The following is a 15,852-nucleotide window of genomic DNA, read 5'->3' as shown; positions in this document are numbered from 1 at the left end:
CGCTTACCGATCGACTTGGAACATGGGGGATGAGGCCGCTACGTAGAGCGCCACCTGGACGCGCTTGCGGGCCTGCAGGACGGGGTCATTGTTCGTGATGGCGGCCATGGCCGATGACAGCGACTGTCGCTGGGCGGAGGTCATTGTGCCGTTCAGCAAAACCAAGTTGATGCGATCCAGCAGCTTGGTCTCATCCGCGGCCAGGGCCTCCCAGGTCGCCCAGCCCAGTTGGGTTCCGGTCGCGCCGGTAATGACCGTCTGAGGCTGGAACTCGCTGCGGGTCTGCTCGCCGCTGACCGTCCAGTCGTAGACGAAGTTGTGGCGCGCGATGCTGGTCGAGGTGGTCATCAGCTTGCTGACCGGGCTGACCGCGCCATCCCCCAGGGGCAGCGGGAAGTCGTAGGGATAGAAGTTGAACACCGACGGCGAGCTGAAGGGGCGCTGTCCCATGCCGGAGTCGCGCGTGTAGAGCGAATAGCCGTCGGTGGTGAAGCCGATGGCGCGGGCCAGGGAGGTGGCCAGCAGCACCGGCTCCTTGACCTTGCCAGGGATCGCGGCCGAGCCGCGCGCCTCGCTGTCGGTCAGGATCGCCTTGATCACCGCCTTCATGTCGCCGCGCACGCCATCGCCATTGTTGGCGAACACCGCCGACACGCGTCCGACATAGGCCGGTGTGGGATTGGCGAGCACCAATTGCTGGATCAGGCGCTTGGAGATGAAGGGCGCGGTGTTGGGGTGGTTGAACACCGCGTCGATGACAGCGTCGACATTGGCCTGCTGGGTGGCGTTGGCCGCGACAGTCTTGCCCAGGAAGGTCTTGGATCCCGTGTCGTAGCGCGCGGGGTACAGGATCATCGGTCGGGTATAGTCGATCTTGTTGTAGTCGCTGACCGCCGCGCCATCGAGGCGGGCATAGGTCCAGCCGGTCAGGGCGCGGGCCACTTCCTTGACGTCGGTGTTGCTGTAGGCGGCGATCGGCGCGCCAGCGGTGTCGGTCTGCGGCGTGCCGTCAGCATTGAGAAGCACCGTACCCAACGAGAACAGCTGCATCAGTTCGCGGGCATAGTTCTCGTTGGCGGCGGTCTTGTTGCTATCGACCATGTCCAGGAAGTTGCCCATGAACGGGTTCAGCGTGATCGCGGCCAGGAGGTCGCGGTAGTTGCCGAAAGACCGGTCGAGCAGGATCTGGTTGTAGGTCGCCAGGCCCGCCGTGGAGTGCACTTCCAGGTCGGAAGCGACCAGAATCTGCGACAGGGCGAAGGCGACCCGCTGGCGCAGCTGGTCATCCTTGGCTGTGGCGTTGGCGTAGAAGCGCATCACCATCGGCACGGAGGAGTAGTTGTCTCGATTGCAGTTGGTCAGATCCTGGCCCGTCTTGGCGGCGCAATAATTTACCGGCACCGGCAGGGCGGCGATATCCGCATAGGTGCTCGACTTCAGACTCATCTGCTCGTCGATCCAGGCCGAGGCGTTCTTGAGCGCCACTATGCGGTCGATCAGCTGCGGTGTGGGGCCAAAGCTGGCCTGCTTGGCCAAGCGCGCGGCCTCGCTGGGCGTAATGTTGGTGTCCTCCAGCGGCAGGACGGGCGGGGCCGTGGTTTCTCCGCCGCGAATGGCGCTGCTGGTCTCACCGCTCCCCCCGCCGCTTCCCCCGCCGCCGCAGGCGGACAGGATCAAGGCGGCTCCGAGCAACGCGCTTGAGGTCAGATATTTGATACGCATGGCACACTTTCCCGATCACACCCTGGAGGGGGCGTGTCATGACATTTGAGAAAAGAGGTTGAGCGGTGGGCTACCGGTCGCTGAAGACGACCTCCCGCACCGCTCGGACGCCGTTCTGGCGATGAAGCTGGATAAAGACGTCGACGACGCCGGCAACATGGTCGACCACGTCCTGGCGACCCAGGTTGGCGCCGGCCTGCAAGGCCATCAGCGCAAGCTGATCGACTGCGCCCGATGGACTGTCGGCATGGACGGTGGTCATGGAGCCGGGATGGCCGCTGCTGACCGCGCGCAGGAAGCTGAAGGCTTCGGCGCCGCGTAGCTCACCCAGGATGATGCGGTCGGGACGCAGCCGAAGCGAGGCCTGCAGCAGGTCCTCGGTCGAGACCCGGGCCTGTCCCTGGTCGCCGCGCACGGCCACCAGACCGACGGCGTTGGGGTGGGCGAGGCGGATTTCCGGGGCGTCCTCGATCAGCACCAGGCGCTGGTCGAGGGGCACTTCCTTCAGCAGGGCGTTGAGGAAGGTGGTCTTGCCGGTCGATGTGCCGCCGCTGATGACGATGTTCTTGCCGGCCCGAACCGCGGCGGAAAGGAAGCCTTGCACGTCGCCGGCGTCGAGCAGGGCGCGCAGCGCCGCGTCCGGCCGCGCCGGGCGCTTGGTCGCGTGGTCGAAGGCTCCGGCCGAGGCATAGTCAGCCAAAGTGAGGTCTGAGACCACGTGCTTGCGGATGGCCAGGGCCAACCCGCCGCGCGTGGCGGGCGGGGCGATGACCTGAACCCGGGAGCCATCGGGCAGTACGGCCGAGAGCAGCGGGTGCTCGCGGCTGACGCCCTGGCTGGAGAGGCTCGCGACCTGCCGGGCCAGCCGCCAGAGGTTGGTTTCGTCCAGCTCCGGCACGGCGATCTGTTCGAGTCCGCCGCCCAGGCGTTCGACCCATAGTTCGCCGGGGCGATTGACATAGAGATCGGTGACAGCAGGCTCGGCCAGCCAAGGGGCCAGTGGCGCCAAATAGGCTTCGAGATAGACGCCCAAGGATGCGACGTGGGCGGTCATCGGCGAGGGCTCCGCACGCCCGAGAAGTCCAGGTCGCGGGCGACAAAGATGGTCACTGGCGCGCCTTGCGGCGTCTGGATGGTCGGGGCCGTGCCGCCGTCGGTCTTGATCGCCGCGCCGGCCACGCTGGCGGCTTCGGCGGCCGAGCCGATATAGATCTGCGAGCTGCTGCGGGTGTTGCTGACGGCGGCGACGCCGGCGTTGAGCACCGACAGCAGGATCGAGCCACTGAAGCGATTGAAGAAGTGGCGATCGACCTTGCCCTCCAGGCCGCCGCGACCCAGCGGGTCGGCGGCGGGAGACGCGATCTGGATCGACACGCCGTCGGGACGGATCACCCGGGTCCAGATCACGAAGACGCGCGAGGCGCCCATGGCGACGCCGGACTTGTACTGGCCAATCACCCGGCTGCCGCGCGGGATCAGCACGGTGGAGCCGTCAAAGCTCTTGATGTCGCGGGTGACCATGGCGCGGGCCAGACCCGGCAAATCCGAGTTGATCGCCGTTTCCATCACCGCCGGGATCACCGCGCCTTGCGGCACGACGGCGTCGAGGTCGCGCATGGCGACAGCCCTGGCCGGCTCGGCTTCGGACAACGACACGCGGTCGGCGAAGCGCTCGTCGGCGTTGAGGCCGGTGTCGGCCGCGCCGGTCTTGGCCATCTGGGCGATGACCGAGGCGTCGACGCTGGCCTTGATCACGCTGGCCGGACGCTCGCCGCCGAAGTCCACGACCAGACTCGGCGCACGACGACGTTGCAAGAGATCAGCTTGTGTCAGCGCGTGTGCTGGCATTGCCGACATCGAACCGCTCGCCGCCATAGAGCCCGCGATGATCTGCGGCTGCGGGAGGCTGTTGTTTTCGGTGAACTGCGGGGCGGGCACGGCGTAGAGCGGGCCGCTAGCCGGCAACGGCAGAGGAGCTGCCGGTGGCGCCTGAGCCACGACGGGCTGGGCGGCCTGGCGGGGCATCGACTTGGCGTCGACCCGGTGGCTCGACATCCACAGGAAGAGGCCAACGCCCACCACGCCGAAGCCGGCGACGATGACGGCGTTGGGCACGCCGGCATGGGCGCGCGCAATGACGGGTCGGGCCTGGGCGTCGGCGGCGGCGAGGTCGTCGATGACTTGGGCCGATTGGCGGGGATCGAGGTCGCGCGGACTCATCGGACCGTCTCCGAGCGGGCGTTGTAGGCGGTGTTGGTGACGGTCACGGCCGACTTGCCGCCGCGCAGCACGAAGCGCGGAGCCAACTGGTCGACCACCAGGTAGCCGTCGCGCACCACGGCGTTGGCCAGACCCTCGACGCCGTCGGCGCCGACCACGAATACGGCCGGCAGGTCCACTTGCGTCGGCCAGGCGAAATAGGTCGCCGCGCCGTCATCGAACACGCGGGTCGGCTGGATGGCGGCGGGGCCTTGCAGGCTGTAGGCGCTGTTGCGGGCGACAGGAGCCGCTGGAAGCGCGGGCGGCGGCGGAGCGATGGAGACCGGCGCGGCCTGGGGGACCAGAAAGCGCACGACGTAGGCGAGGTCGCGGGTCGAGGCCCTGGCCGGGGCGATGACCAGCTCGAATACATAGCGCCGGCGGTCTGTGACCACGGTCATGTTGGTGGCGGCCGTGCGGTCCAGCGGCTTGAGGAACAGCAGGTTGGCCTTCTTGTTCGGCGTCACCTGCCAGCCCATGGCGTCGCCGATCGAGACGTTCTCGATCCGCTCGTCGGCGGCGAATTCCAGCATGGTCTGGATGCCGAAATAGCCGGTCAGACGCACCACCTGGTCTGGGTTGTAGGCCACCGTGCGGATGCGCGGATCGATCAGGCCGGGGCGCGGAACGTCGGCCGCCTGAGCAGCGCCGGACAGGGCGCAGCCCAGGACCAGGGCGGTCAGGACGCTTTTGCGGAAAGCGGGAACGGTCACTGGTCTCTCCGGACGCCCGAGGCGGTGCGACGGGTGGCGGGGTTGCGGCGATAGGTAGTTCCCAGCGGTGCGACGCCTTGGCTGGCGGGAGCGGGGGCGGCGGTGCGGTCGGAGACCACGGTCAGCATTCGCGGACCGATCGGGCTCGAACTCGCGGCCGTGGTCGGTTCGCGATGATCAAGGGCCGCCGCCGCCGCCGCGATCGCCGTGGCGCGCGAGCGCGGCTCGACCTGGGAGGCGGCGTAGCGGTCCTGGGACGCGGCGCCGGCGGCATCGGACTGGGCCTGTCCCGGCGCGCGACGCGGCAGGCGGATGCCGGCGCAGATCACGGCGATGGCGATCGAGGCCAGCACCAGCACGGCGGCGAACACCAGGGTCAGGACCAGCACGGTGACGGCCGGGCCGATGTCGAACTCAGCGAACTGCTGGGCAGCGCCCATGGCCGCCAGGGCCTTCAGCGCCGGCTCAAGCATGGCCAGCTCCAGCGACAGAGCCAGGGTGGCGATCATCGGAGCCAGGGCCAGGGCGACCATGGCCTTGATCCAACCCTCGACCACGCCGCGGGTGGCTTCGAACAACAGCAGGCCGGCGACCAGCGGGGCCACAGCCAAGAGAACGGCGAGCACGACCTTGCTGGCCAGAACCAGACCCAAGGTCGACAGCAGCATGACCATGCCGCCGGCATTGACCGCGAAGGCCGCAAAGCCTGGACCGCCTTGCAGGGCCGAGGCTCCGCCCCCGGCTCGGGCCGCGAACTGGACGGCGGCCTTCTGCAGGGTGTCGAAGGCGACCTGCAAACCAGCATAGGGATCCGCGCCAAGCGTGGCGTCCGGCCCCTGCAGTTGGCCCAGCAAGATCGCGCCCAATTCAGCCGGCGCCTGGAACAGGGTGTCGTAGACCAGGGTCTGGAACAGCGCCCAGTTGGTGGCCAAGGCCACGACCAGGCCCATCTTCAGGACCGAGATGGTGACATCGCCGATCCGCAGGTTCCCGTGACCCAGGATCAGGCGATAGCCGATGAAGGCGACATAGAGGGTCAGCAAAGCGGTCAGCAGGCCGGCGATCGGCGAGCCGGGGGCGGACAGGGTCGCGTAGCCGGCCTGGGCCAGGCCATGGACCTTGCAGTCGACCGAACCGATCAGGCCCTGAACCAGGGCGCTGCCGGGATTGGGACAGGCCAGGGCGTTCATGCGGCCTCACGCAGCAGCCTGGCCATCCAGGCCTCTGGCGCGTCGCCGACGGCCTCGCGCAGGGCGTCGAGCTGGCGGACAGTCTTTTCGCGGCCCGACAGCACGGTCAGCAGCTCAGGCGCGCCGGCCAGGTTCAGGCGGGCGACGACGCTGTCGGTCCCGTGCTTGATCAGGAAGCAGCGGGCGGTGTCGGGCAGGCTCCTGACCAGCTCGAACTCGTGGTCGGTGAGTCCGAAGCCCTGGCAGTAATCCTTGGCCTGGGCCTTGGGATTGGCCATGAAGATCTGGGTGGCGGCCTGTTCGATGATGGCGCTGGCGATGCGGCTTTCCAGGGCGTCCTGAGCGCTCTGGGTGGCGAAACCGACCACGCCGTTGCGTTTGCGCAGGGTCTTTTCCCAGTCCTTGATCCGCGCCACAAAGACGTCGTCGTCCAGCGCCTTCCAGCCCTCGTCGATGACGATCAGGGTCGGATGGCCGTCCAGGCGCTGCTCCACGCGGTGGAACAGGTACATCATGGCCGGCGTGCGCAGGGTCGGGTCGTCCAGCAGCTGGGTCATGTCGAAGCCCAGCGTGGCCTGGTCCAGATCGAGCTCGTCCTCGGCGTTGTCGAACAGCCAGGCGTGCTCACCCGCGCCGTGCCAGGGCGCCAGACGCGCGGCCAGATCGGCGGCGTCGGGACGACGCGCGCCCTTGAACAGTTCGGCGAAGAACCGCAGGCGCCGCAAGCGGGGCGCCTGGTCGAAATTGGCGTCGACGGCGTCCTTGATGCGGGCCTGGTCGTCGGCGGTGAGGGGCTCGCCCGGGATCGACACGAGACGCGCGGTCCAGTCGGCGAGGAAGCGGCGGTTGGCGGCTGTATCCGGCAGGGCAAGCGGGTTGAAGCCGGTCAGCTGGCCGGGGCGCAGGGTCTCGTAGCGCCCGCCGATTGCGCGCAAGAAGATCTCGGCGCCGCGATCCTTGTCGAAGAACACGATGCGCGGGTCGTACTTGCGGGCCTGGGCGAGCAGGAAGTTCAGCACCACCGTCTTGCCCGACCCGGACGGACCTATGATCGTGAAGTTGCCCAGGTCACCCTTGTGGAAATTGAAGTGGTAGGGACCGGCCGAGGTGGTCTCCAGCAGCGTCACCGCCGGACCCCAGTGGTTGCCCTCGGCCTGGCCGACCGGGAAGTTGTGGCCGCTGGCGAAGCCGGCGAAATTGGCCGTCGAGATCATCGACCGACGGGCGATATCCTTGAAGTTTCCCGGGAACTGAGCCCAGAAGGCCGGTTCCAGATTGATGTCCTCGCGCACCGCGATGGCGCCCATCTCGGTGAAGGCCGACAGCACTTCGGCGGTCGAACGATCGAGGCCGTCCAGCGTCTCGCCGCGTACCAGAACGGTCAGGTGATGTTCGCCAAAGGCCGCGCGGCCCGAGACGACGTCGTCCTTGGCGCGGGTAAGGTCGGCGCGCAGGCTGACGCCGTCGTCGTCAGCGGCGCGCATCCGGCGCAGGGCCAGATTCATCCGCTCCAGGGTCGGCTGGCGGTCGACGAAGCCAAAGCTTTGGGTGACCACCATCTCGCAGGGCAGGCGCAGAAGGTCGTCCAGCATGCCGGCATTGGTCTGGGCCGGATAGTCCTTGATCGAGACCATGGCCCCGAAACCGCGCGCCAGGACACCCGCGCGGGACATCTCCAGCGTCTCGACACCGAAGCTGACGCGGCGATAGGGCAGGTAGTCGCCAGCGTCGCCCAGCGGAGCCTGGACCGGGCGCATCTCGCCATTGAAGAGGCACGACAGGAATTCCAGCGGCTCGGAACAACGACCCTGGACGCCCTCATAGGCGCCCAGCACCCGCGCGCCATAGGGGGCGAGGGCGGAGATCAGGCTGCCTGTGGCGCTGTCGAGCTCGCGGCGATCCTGGGCCAGGGTGGCGGCGGCTTCCGCCTTGCCGGTTCCCTTCAGTGCGCGGAGGAAACCGTCGATGATCCCGCCGTGACCTTGCAGGGGGCGGCGCACGATCGTCAGGAAAAGGTCGTTCACATAGAGCTTGCGGGCGGCGAGGCGCTCGCCCCAGGCCGCGTCGAGATTCTGGCTGAAGGCGTCGGTGAACGCGCCTTGCGTCTGAGCCGGAACCTGACGGCGGATGATGTGGTGGTAGACGGCGAAGTGCGAACTGGCCAGGCCGCGCAGCATCACGTCGCGCACAGCCTTGCGGTAGTTCAGCTCCTCGCTGTCGGCCGTCTCGAACGGCAGGCCGGCCAGGTGGATGACCTGCATCAGCATGCCGTCGCGGGTCTCGATCGTACGCTCGTCGAGATGACGGCCATAGGGCAGGCGCTTGCCGGCCGAGGCCTCTTTGCGTGCTTTCATGGCTGATAGCTGTTGCATCGCCAGACCTTGAAATTGGGCACGCGGGGACAGCGGCTGACCTTGGTAAGCCAGAGGTCGAAGATGCGCGGTTCGCGCAGGCAGGCGGCGTAGCCGATCGCGTGGATCACCAGGGCGGCCGCTATGACCCAAAACGACTTGGTGATCAGGAACAGCTCGGCCGTGACCACGCCGTTCAGCACGAAGTAGCTGTAGGTGACGCCCGCGAACATCTGCGGCCGGGTCAGGGCGCCGAACACCACGTCGCGATCCAGGGGCGCGGCCATCGGCTAGATCGCGCCGCCGGAAGCCGAGCGGATGCCGCTGACGATGGTGGCGGCGCCAAACAGGATGAAGCAGCCCAGGATGACGGTCGCGCCATAGCGCCAGTTCATCCGACCGGTCAGCATCATGAAGCCGACGGCGGCGACGGCAATCACCGCCACCACGGTGGCGACATTGCCCAGCAGCGTACCTTGCAACCACTGGACGCCGGCCAGAAGCGCGCCCGACCCCTGGGGGTCGGCCTGCACAGCCTGCACGGCCTGGGCGTGGGCCTGGCTGGCGGCTGCGCTCAAGGCGACGGCCAGCGCCGCCAGGCGGCGATCGAGGAAAGTGCGCATCAGTTGACGGCTCCGAGGGCAGGCAGGACGGCAAGGTCGGTGCGGGTGGCGGCCATGCGACCCAGGACCGAGGTGACATAGGCTTGGGTTTCGGCATAAGGCGGCACGCCGCCATGCTTCAAAACTGCTCCGGGACCAGCGTTGTAAGCGGCCAAGGCGAGCGGCACGCTGCCGCCGAACCGGTTGAGCATCTGGCGCAGATACAAGGCTCCACCCCTGACGTTCTGGGCCATGTCGCTGGGATCGACGCCCAGGGCGCGGGCCGTTGACGGCATCAGCTGCATCACCCCGAGCGCGCCCTTGCTGGAGCGGACCCCGTGGCGAAAGGCGCTCTCGCGCCAGGCGACAGCTTCGACGAGCTTGGGGTCGAGGGCGTAGTCGGCGGCGGCCAGGCTGATTTGGCCTCGCACCTCGCCCACCGAGCCCGAGGCGTCGGCGGCGGGCGTCAGCGCCAGGGTCTGGACGCCTTGGCGGGTGAACACTGCCGGGCCGTCGAAGCGGGTGACCTGGCCTTCGTCGCCGATCTCGAACACCTGCGCAGAGACTTCGCCGACACCCAGGCAACAGCCCGCGCATACCGCCAGCAGCGCCTGGCGGGCGATCTTATGTAACAATGACGCCCCCTTTGTACTCGCACTCAACCTTGTATGGTTAATTTAAACTACAAGCGAAATTGTGGGACCGTAATGCGACAGGTTATCGCACTGCAATTTATTTTTCTGGCGAATTTGCTGAAATATTTGAGTTTTTATGCTGGAGCTTCAATTAGTGTCGACAATTCGACGTTGCAAGATTCGCTGGAAAACGCATTTTCATCTGGATCACACGAAATGCAACATCCGGACTGTTTGCCAGATCTAGTAAGAATCGTCTTGTCGCTCATGAGCGGACCTCGCGACGATGTTCGTCCTCTCCTCGTTACAGCGACAACCCGACCGAAATGCGCCACGCTGGGGATGTCGCGGAGACTAGGCGCCTGGCACGTCAACGAGCGGACGCTCCCAAGGTCACCTACGAGTCGAGGCTGTGTGAAAACACCCCCAAATCGGCTGGAATCCTGACGTCAGAGTAGCAGTCTGGCGGTGGGTTTGAGCCGCTTTGTTGAGGGTTGCGACCGCCGGCAGCCGACGCTGCTTTCCGAATGTTTGGACGACTACGTGGCCGAGCACATCGCCGGCTATCTGGGCGACCTGGACACCGCCGACCGCCAGGAGGGCGAAGCCGTCGAGGCGCCCTCGGAGCGCCTGAAGGAGAAGGTTGAGCGGCTGCGCGGGCAGGTGCGCTGGCTCCGCGGCTTTGCTTGGGCATCGCGCAAGGCGCTCGACAAGGCAGGCATTGCAGACGCCCGGCCCGCCCATGACCTGCGCCACCACGCCGCCACCGAAATCACACGACGTGGCGGTCTGAAGGTCTTACGCGAGGGGTTTCCCCGTCGAGAGGGCAGGGCTCGGCGGTCGGAAAATCCCCCGGGGTCAGGTGTCCAACCCCGGAGGCTGTTGTCTCACCGGTCCGCGGGCGCGGCAGATGGTCCGCCGCCGCGCCAAGGCCTGTCTAGAGCATTTTCCGATCCAATTGGATCGGTGAAACGCTCTAGTCTTTTGTTTTAACGCATTTTCTGACGACGAACCGGCGTCCACTTCGTCGGAAAATGCTCTAGCCGAGCACCGCTCGCAAACGCTCAAGGGCCTGATCGGGCGAACTGCCATAGCCGATCGGACCCACGAACTCGCCCCGCCGATCAAACAGATAGACAGCCGTGGAATGGTCGAGCGTGTACTCGCCGCCCTCCAGCGGGACCTTGCTGTAGTAGATGCGATAGGCCTTGGCCGTGGCGGCGACCGCCTCGGGGGAGCCGGTCAGGCCCCGGATGCGCGGATCGAAGTTCGACAGATAGCGCTTGAGCTGTGGGGCCGTATCGCGCTCGGGATCGACCGTGATGAAGATCACATTGAGGCGGTCGGCCTTTGGGCCCAGCTTCTCCAGCCACTGGCCGATATCGGTCAGCGTCGTCGGGCATATTTCCGGGCAATAGGTGAAGCCGAAATAGATCAGGGTCGGCTTGCCCAGCAGGTCGCGATCGGTGACGGCCTTGCCATCGACATCCGTCAGGCGAAGGGGCCGCCGACTTTCAGCAGCGGCTTGCCCTGGCGGCTTCTGACATAGAGCGCGCCGCCCGTCGCCGCGCCGAGCGCGGCGGCCAGGCCGCCCAGCACCAGGGTCCTGCGCCGCATCAGTGCGCCCCGGCGGCGGGCGGGGTCTTGATCGGCAACACCGCCTCGACGGGCCCGGCCTTCTCGAACCGCAGGGTCAGCCGCAGGGTGTCGCCGGCCTTCAGGGGGCTGTCCAACCCGATGAGCATGATGTGATAGCCGCCCGGCTTCAGGACGACGGTCCCGCCGGCGGGGATCGCCAGGCCCTCCGTCAACGGCCGCATGCGCATGACGCCGCCCGTCATGGACATCTCGTGAACCTCGACGCGCTTGACGCCGGGCGCCGAGCCGCCGAGCAGGCGATCAGGCGTCTTGCCGGGGTTGGTGAGGGTCAGATAGGCCGCGCCGGCGGGCGCGCCGGGCGGCGTGGCGCGCACCCAGCCCGCCTCGATGCGCGGGGTCGAAGCGGCGGCCAGCGCCGAGGTGGCGACCAGGCAGACGGCGGCCGTGATGAAAGCTGCGTTCTTCATGGAAAACCTCTTTGGTCTATCAGGCTGCGGGGTTGGCTTGGCGCAGGCCCAGCCAGTGGCGGACGCCGGGGATGTGGCGCAGGGCCAGACGTTCGATCAGGGCGATGGCGATCATCGAGATCCCGAGCACGGGCAGCAGAACGCCGAACACCACGATGAGAACGCCGACGCCCGCGGCGATGCGGCCTTCCGGCAAGGCGGGCGGCGCGCCCAGCTGTCCTTCCGGCCGCCGACGCCACCAGATGACCAGGCCGCTGACGCTGAGGGTGATCAGGCCGAGGGCGGTCAGGACGCCGAGAAGCTGGTTGGCCAGGCCAAACAACTGCCCCTCATGGGCGGCGATGCCGTAGCCGATCACCCTGTCGATCGGATGGCGGCTGGCGAAGTCCTCGGTGCGGATCACCTGGGCGGTGTCGGGATCGAGCGTCAGGGTCACGCGATGGGGCCGGTTGGGCGTGTCCGAACGCGCGGTCCAGTCGGGCGAGGCGTTGCGGCCCTTCTTCCTTGACGGCGGGGCGATCAGCACCGGCGGCGGCAGATCCAGGGCCCGCACCGTGGCGACCATGCGATCGAGCGGGGGCGTGGGGTCCATAGCCATCCCCGACATGTCCATGCTCGACATATCCATGCCGGCCATATCCATGCCCATCATGTGCCCGGCGTGCTCGCCGCCGCCCGAGGCGTCGAGAGCCTTGCGCTCGGCCTTCTCGCCCGCCCGGCCGTTGGACCAGTCCTGCTTTGCGACCGCCGTGCCGGTCAGCCTGCGCACCTCCTTGAAGCTGTCGCCCCAGACCTTGGCCCAGGGCAGGCCGGTCAGCAGCAGAAACAGCGCCAGTCCGGAAATCCACACGCCGGTCATCGCGTGGAGGTCGCGCCAGAACAGCTTCGACCCCCGACCCAGGCGGGGATACAGCACCCCGCCCAGCCCCCGGGCCTGTCGCGGCCACCACAGATAAAGCCCGGTCACCACCATGACGATGGCCCAGCAGGCGGCCAGCTCGACCAGGATCGAGCCGTTGTCGCCCATCAGCAACTCGCCATGGATGGTCTTGTCGATGTCCATCAGGCGGTCGTCCTGATTGATCACCTTCAGGATCCGCAGGGTTTCGGGGTGAACATAGACGAGGATATTCTCGCCCTTCTTGCCCACCACCACGCGGGCGGCGTCATCGGCTTCGCGCCTGACCTCATAGGTGCGCAGACGTGAGCCGGGCACGGCCTTGAGGGCGGCGTCGACCTGGGCCTGGGCGCTGACGGGTTTCCCCGTCAGCGTGAGGTGGTCATAGGGGCGATCCAGCCAGGCCTCGACCTGGGGCTTGAACAGATAGATCGAGCCGGTGATCGCCAGGATGATGACGAACGGCGCGCAAAACAGGCCGGCATAGAAGTGCCAGCGCCAGATGGCGCGATAGTCGAAGATCGTTCGGCGGGCCTTGATCAGGGCCGGGCTGGACGCGGTCATGAGATCAGACTCCTACCACTTGGTCTTGATGTCGAAGACGAAGGTCCGCTGCGGCAGCGGGTGCGAAACGTAGGCCTGGTCGTTGAACAGGTTGTCGATCCCGACGCCCAGTTGGGCCTTTTCGGTTACGTTCCACGTCACCCGGCCGTCGACCGTGAAATACTCGGTCTGGAAGCCGTAAGCGTCGCCGCGGGACAGGCCAAACAGGTCCGAGTTGGGCCGCGAGGCGTAGCGCCAGCCCAGCGAAGCCTTGACGCTGTCGCTGATCCGGTAGCGGACATTGCCGCTGGACCGCCAGTCGGGAATGCGCGGGAACTTCACGCCCTCGGCGGCGGTGTTGGCGCTGTTCTTGATCGTCTTGGCGTCGATGCGGGTGACATTGGCGTCGATGTCCAGGCCAGGGATCAGGACGTCGCTGGCCTCCAGCATCAGCTCCAGGCCGTACTGCCGGACCTTGTCGACGTTCTTGTAGGACGAGACGACGGTTCCATACTGGTTGAGACCGCTGAAGCTGAAGATCGCGTCCTCGATGTCCTGGTAGAACAGGCTGGTGGTCGAGCGGACCTTGCCGAAGGTGCGCCGCAGGATGAGGTTGGCGTCCCTGGACTTCTCGGCCTTCAGGTTGGGGTCATAGCTGGTGGGGTCGATCTCGCGGGTGATGTCGTCGAACCGGCCTTGATAGAGCTCGCCCACGGTGGGGAAGCGCTCGGCCGTGCCCAGGCTGACCTGCAGTTCGACGTCGCCCGGGATGCGGCCCTGCAACGACAGTTTCGGACTGACCGAGGTTTCCTCGCGTTCGGGATAGGCGCTGTCGGCGCGCGCGCCGCTGACCCGCTTGCCGATGCCGCCGTCGAAGGCCCGCCAGCTGTCGAACCGCAGGCCGCCGGTCAGGACGAAATTGCCGTCCAGATCATAGGCGTCCTCGGCCCACACGCCCCACAGGCTGGTCTTGCCATAGGTCGAGGTCGAGTAGACCGGGGCGGTGGCCGTGTGCCAGTTGGTGGTCGTGTAGGTGTCGGTTCCGGCCTCGTAGAGGTTGGCGTTCAAGCCAAAGCCCACCTCATGCTTGCCGAAGGCCCGATCGAAGCTTGCGTCGCCCGTCCACCAGCCCGGCTTGGTCTGGCGCGTCTGGGTCCCGGCCCCGTTGGCCGCGCCGGTCGCGTAGTCGTTGGACGTGCGGGCGTCCTGGTCGGGGATCCAGTAGCGCGACAGGTTGAAGGCGGCGTTCCAGCCGGCCAGCGGCCCCGCCAGCTTCAGACCGGCCAGATACTCGATCCGGTCGGTTTCGGAGAAGGTCAGGCCCGTGGCGTTCCAGGTCCTGCCGCCATGGCTGACCTTGCCCTGGTAGACCGGCTTGCCCGACGCATCGACCAGCCAGCTGCGCGGATTGGTCAGGTCCTGGTTTGTCTTCCAGGCAAAGCCCAGGGCCTGGATGTCCCAGCCATTGCTGGCCGCGTAGCCCACCCGCAGACGCAGCTGGTCCTGGATCACATGCACCGGCGAGGCCCCGCCGAACACCGGGGTCGCCAGGCGCTTGTCGTCATAGGCGGCGGTCACCGCCGTGCCTGTGCCGGTCGTGGCCGACAACAGGTTGTAGGTCATCGACTGGCCGGTGTTCTCGAAATGCCGGAAGCCGGTGCGCACGCTCCAGGGGCCGTCGTCCTGCTTGTAGGAGACGCCGCCCTCGGCGCTGTAGCCCTTAAAGGTCTGGTCATAGCCGTACTCCTTGAACGGCATGATCATGGTCTGGGCGTTGGCGTAGACCTCGCGGCCGGGCTCGGGTTCGCGGGTGGTGACCGAGATCACCCCGCCCATCGAGTTGCCGCCGTAGCGGGCCGAATAGGGGCCATACACGATGTCGAACTGGCGCACCTCGGCCGGGCCGACAACGTTCCATTTGGGCGGGAAGTCGTAGCGGTTGCCCAGGAAGTTGGAGACCACGAAGCCGTCGACCAGCACGATGGTGCGGGCGCTCTGGACGGTGTTGGTGCCGCGCAGGGCGACCACGGCGTTGTCGTCGCCGGCGAAGCGTTTGCGCACGAAGAAATCGGGCGCGTACTTCATCAGGTCTTCGACATTGACCGCGTTGATGGCCTCGAACTCGGTCTGGCCCAGCGAGACGGCCAGGCCGCGCGGCACGACGGTGATGGGCTTGTCGCTGCGGCCCACGACCAGGACCTGATCGACTTCGGAGGCGGTGTTTTCGGTGGGATCGACCGCTCCGATGACGCGGTCATCGGCCAGGGCGAGAGCGGGCAGGAGGGCGGGGCTGATCGCGAGCGCGGCCAGCAGGGCGCGCGCCGAAGCGGCGCGACAAAGCGTGGAGGACATGAAAATTCCAATCGTCGAACGTCAAGGGGCCGGCGCGCGAGGCGGCCGGCGGCGATGGGCGTCAGACGATGGTGGGCGGTCCGGTCTTGAAGGGTGGCGGCGCGGCCAGACCCAGGCCCGGTCGCTGATGTCCGACCGGCAGATCGACCCTTGAAACCGTGACGAAGGCTTCGGCCGGGACCAGCGCGAGGCTCGGAACCGGCAGCGGCGTCACCGCGCCGGCGAATATGCAGCCATGGTCGGGATTGGCCTTGCCGTCAGCCGGCTTAGGCGCGCTTTCACCGTTCTGGACGACGCCGCTGGCGTCGACCGAGACGGTCTTGGCGCCCTGCGCCGTACAGATGACGATGGCGGGCAAACCGCCCTGTCCCTGGGTGGGGGCCATCATGTAGCCCGCCGGGATCAGCACCCTGACGGCGATGGCGCAGACGGCCAGCAGCGCGCCGACGCGCCCCTGCATTCGAGTCAATCGTGACCACCACCGTCCCATGGCCGCTCGCCTACGCCCAACGGCGCGCCCT

15 protein-coding genes and 1 pseudogene are annotated in these 15,852 nt (G+C 67.2%); 1 reads left to right on the top strand and 15 read right to left on the bottom strand.

What is annotated here, in order from left to right:
- Window positions 1-3: 3 nt before the first annotated feature.
- The 9 genes from ACQY9P_RS01970 to ACQY9P_RS01930 all read right to left on the bottom strand — a co-directional run bounded on the left by ACQY9P_RS01970 (window position 4) and on the right by ACQY9P_RS01930 (window position 9,472).
- A complete protein-coding gene (locus ACQY9P_RS01970) occupies window positions 4-1,722 on the bottom strand; it encodes a DUF1800 domain-containing protein (protein ID WP_421736930.1) in 1,719 nt (572 codons plus the stop codon).
- Between the two features lie 70 nt (window positions 1,723-1,792).
- A complete protein-coding gene (gene virB11, locus ACQY9P_RS01965; protein ID WP_421736931.1) occupies window positions 1,793-2,776 on the bottom strand; it encodes a P-type DNA transfer ATPase VirB11 in 984 nt (327 codons plus the stop codon).
- Window positions 2,773-3,942 carry a TrbI/VirB10 family protein gene (locus ACQY9P_RS01960; RefSeq protein WP_421736932.1) on the bottom strand — a complete coding sequence of 390 codons (1,170 nt, stop codon included), beginning with the start codon at window positions 3,940-3,942 and terminating at the stop codon, window positions 2,773-2,775. The genes virB11 and ACQY9P_RS01960 overlap by 4 nt, the downstream gene beginning before the upstream one ends.
- Window positions 3,939-4,694 carry a TrbG/VirB9 family P-type conjugative transfer protein gene (locus ACQY9P_RS01955; protein ID WP_421736933.1) on the bottom strand — a complete coding sequence of 252 codons (756 nt, stop codon included), beginning with the start codon at window positions 4,692-4,694 and terminating at the stop codon, window positions 3,939-3,941. The genes ACQY9P_RS01960 and ACQY9P_RS01955 overlap by 4 nt, the downstream gene beginning before the upstream one ends.
- Entirely contained in the window at window positions 4,691-5,884 is a 1,194-nt protein-coding gene (locus ACQY9P_RS01950) for a type IV secretion system protein (RefSeq protein WP_421736934.1), read from the bottom strand. The genes ACQY9P_RS01955 and ACQY9P_RS01950 overlap by 4 nt, the downstream gene beginning before the upstream one ends.
- The gene (locus ACQY9P_RS01945; RefSeq protein WP_421736935.1) at window positions 5,881-8,238 is read right to left on the bottom strand and encodes a VirB4 family type IV secretion/conjugal transfer ATPase; all 2,358 of its coding nucleotides are present in this window, start codon (window positions 8,236-8,238) and stop codon (window positions 5,881-5,883) included. The genes ACQY9P_RS01950 and ACQY9P_RS01945 overlap by 4 nt, the downstream gene beginning before the upstream one ends.
- On the bottom strand, window positions 8,235-8,522 hold the full coding sequence (locus ACQY9P_RS01940) for a type IV secretion system protein VirB3 (RefSeq protein ID WP_421736936.1): 288 nt from the start codon (window positions 8,520-8,522) through the stop codon (window positions 8,235-8,237). Before ACQY9P_RS01940 ends, ACQY9P_RS01945 begins: the two co-directional genes overlap by 4 nt.
- Window positions 8,523-8,525: 3 nt before the next feature.
- Window positions 8,526-8,858, bottom strand: a complete 333-nt coding sequence (locus ACQY9P_RS01935) for a TrbC/VirB2 family protein (RefSeq protein WP_421736937.1) — start codon at window positions 8,856-8,858, stop codon at window positions 8,526-8,528.
- A complete protein-coding gene (locus ACQY9P_RS01930; protein WP_421736938.1) occupies window positions 8,858-9,472 on the bottom strand; it encodes a lytic transglycosylase domain-containing protein in 615 nt (204 codons plus the stop codon). The genes ACQY9P_RS01935 and ACQY9P_RS01930 overlap by 1 nt, the downstream gene beginning before the upstream one ends.
- A gap of 537 nt (window positions 9,473-10,009) precedes the next feature.
- Between ACQY9P_RS01930 and ACQY9P_RS01925 the strand changes: the two are divergent.
- Window positions 10,010-10,150 (top strand): annotated as a pseudogene (locus ACQY9P_RS01925) (hypothetical protein); the annotation flags it as partial.
- Window positions 10,151-10,511: 361 nt separating this feature from the next.
- Here ACQY9P_RS01925 and ACQY9P_RS01920 read toward each other — a convergent pair.
- The 6 genes from ACQY9P_RS01920 to ACQY9P_RS01895 all read right to left on the bottom strand — a co-directional run bounded on the left by ACQY9P_RS01920 (window position 10,512) and on the right by ACQY9P_RS01895 (window position 15,791).
- Window positions 10,512-10,925, bottom strand: coding sequence for an SCO family protein (locus ACQY9P_RS01920; RefSeq protein ID WP_428151622.1), 414 nt, complete (start codon window positions 10,923-10,925; stop codon window positions 10,512-10,514).
- A gap of 38 nt (window positions 10,926-10,963) precedes the next feature.
- Window positions 10,964-11,089: a hypothetical protein gene (locus ACQY9P_RS01915; RefSeq protein ID WP_428151042.1), complete on the bottom strand. Its 126-nt coding sequence runs from the start codon at window positions 11,087-11,089 to the stop codon at window positions 10,964-10,966.
- Entirely contained in the window at window positions 11,089-11,538 is a 450-nt protein-coding gene (locus ACQY9P_RS01910; protein ID WP_421736940.1) for a copper chaperone PCu(A)C, read from the bottom strand. The genes ACQY9P_RS01915 and ACQY9P_RS01910 overlap by 1 nt, the downstream gene beginning before the upstream one ends.
- A gap of 19 nt (window positions 11,539-11,557) precedes the next feature.
- The gene (locus ACQY9P_RS01905; protein ID WP_421736941.1) at window positions 11,558-13,000 is read right to left on the bottom strand and encodes a PepSY-associated TM helix domain-containing protein; all 1,443 of its coding nucleotides are present in this window, start codon (window positions 12,998-13,000) and stop codon (window positions 11,558-11,560) included.
- Between the two features lie 12 nt (window positions 13,001-13,012).
- Complete coding sequence (locus ACQY9P_RS01900) at window positions 13,013-15,331, bottom strand: TonB-dependent receptor (RefSeq protein WP_421736942.1); 2,319 nt, start codon at window positions 15,329-15,331, stop codon at window positions 13,013-13,015.
- A gap of 61 nt (window positions 15,332-15,392) precedes the next feature.
- Window positions 15,393-15,791, bottom strand: a complete 399-nt coding sequence (locus ACQY9P_RS01895; protein WP_421736943.1) for a DUF2946 family protein — start codon at window positions 15,789-15,791, stop codon at window positions 15,393-15,395.
- Window positions 15,792-15,852: the final 61 nt, after the last annotated feature.

The sequence above is a fragment of the Caulobacter sp. genome (assembly GCF_965279145.1).
Classification (GTDB): domain Bacteria; phylum Pseudomonadota; class Alphaproteobacteria; order Caulobacterales; family Caulobacteraceae; genus Caulobacter.
This window is presented reverse-complemented; position numbering and strand designations above follow the sequence as displayed.

Bases quoted from the DNA above. Each gene is read 5' to 3' on its own strand.
- virB11 (WP_421736931.1), bottom strand. From the start codon at position 2,776: ATGACCGCCCACGTCGCATCCTTGGGCGTCTATCTCGAAGCCTATTTG.
- ACQY9P_RS01935 (WP_421736937.1), bottom strand. From the start codon at position 8,858: ATGCGCACTTTCCTCGATCGCCGCCTGGCGGCGCTGGCCGTCGCCTTG.
- ACQY9P_RS01940 (WP_421736936.1), bottom strand. From the start codon at position 8,522: ATGGCCGCGCCCCTGGATCGCGACGTGGTGTTCGGCGCCCTGACCCGG.
- ACQY9P_RS01950 (WP_421736934.1), bottom strand. From the start codon at position 5,884: ATGAACGCCCTGGCCTGTCCCAATCCCGGCAGCGCCCTGGTTCAGGGC.
- ACQY9P_RS01895 (WP_421736943.1), bottom strand. From the start codon at position 15,791: ATGCAGGGGCGCGTCGGCGCGCTGCTGGCCGTCTGCGCCATCGCCGTC.
- ACQY9P_RS01970 (WP_421736930.1), bottom strand. From the start codon at position 1,722: ATGCGTATCAAATATCTGACCTCAAGCGCGTTGCTCGGAGCCGCCTTG.
- ACQY9P_RS01905 (WP_421736941.1), bottom strand. From the start codon at position 13,000: ATGACCGCGTCCAGCCCGGCCCTGATCAAGGCCCGCCGAACGATCTTC.
- ACQY9P_RS01945 (WP_421736935.1), bottom strand. From the start codon at position 8,238: ATGAAAGCACGCAAAGAGGCCTCGGCCGGCAAGCGCCTGCCCTATGGC.
- ACQY9P_RS01915 (WP_428151042.1), bottom strand. From the start codon at position 11,089: ATGCGGCGCAGGACCCTGGTGCTGGGCGGCCTGGCCGCCGCGCTCGGC.
- ACQY9P_RS01960 (WP_421736932.1), bottom strand. From the start codon at position 3,942: ATGAGTCCGCGCGACCTCGATCCCCGCCAATCGGCCCAAGTCATCGAC.
- ACQY9P_RS01910 (WP_421736940.1), bottom strand. From the start codon at position 11,538: ATGAAGAACGCAGCTTTCATCACGGCCGCCGTCTGCCTGGTCGCCACC.
- ACQY9P_RS01900 (WP_421736942.1), bottom strand. From the start codon at position 15,331: ATGTCCTCCACGCTTTGTCGCGCCGCTTCGGCGCGCGCCCTGCTGGCC.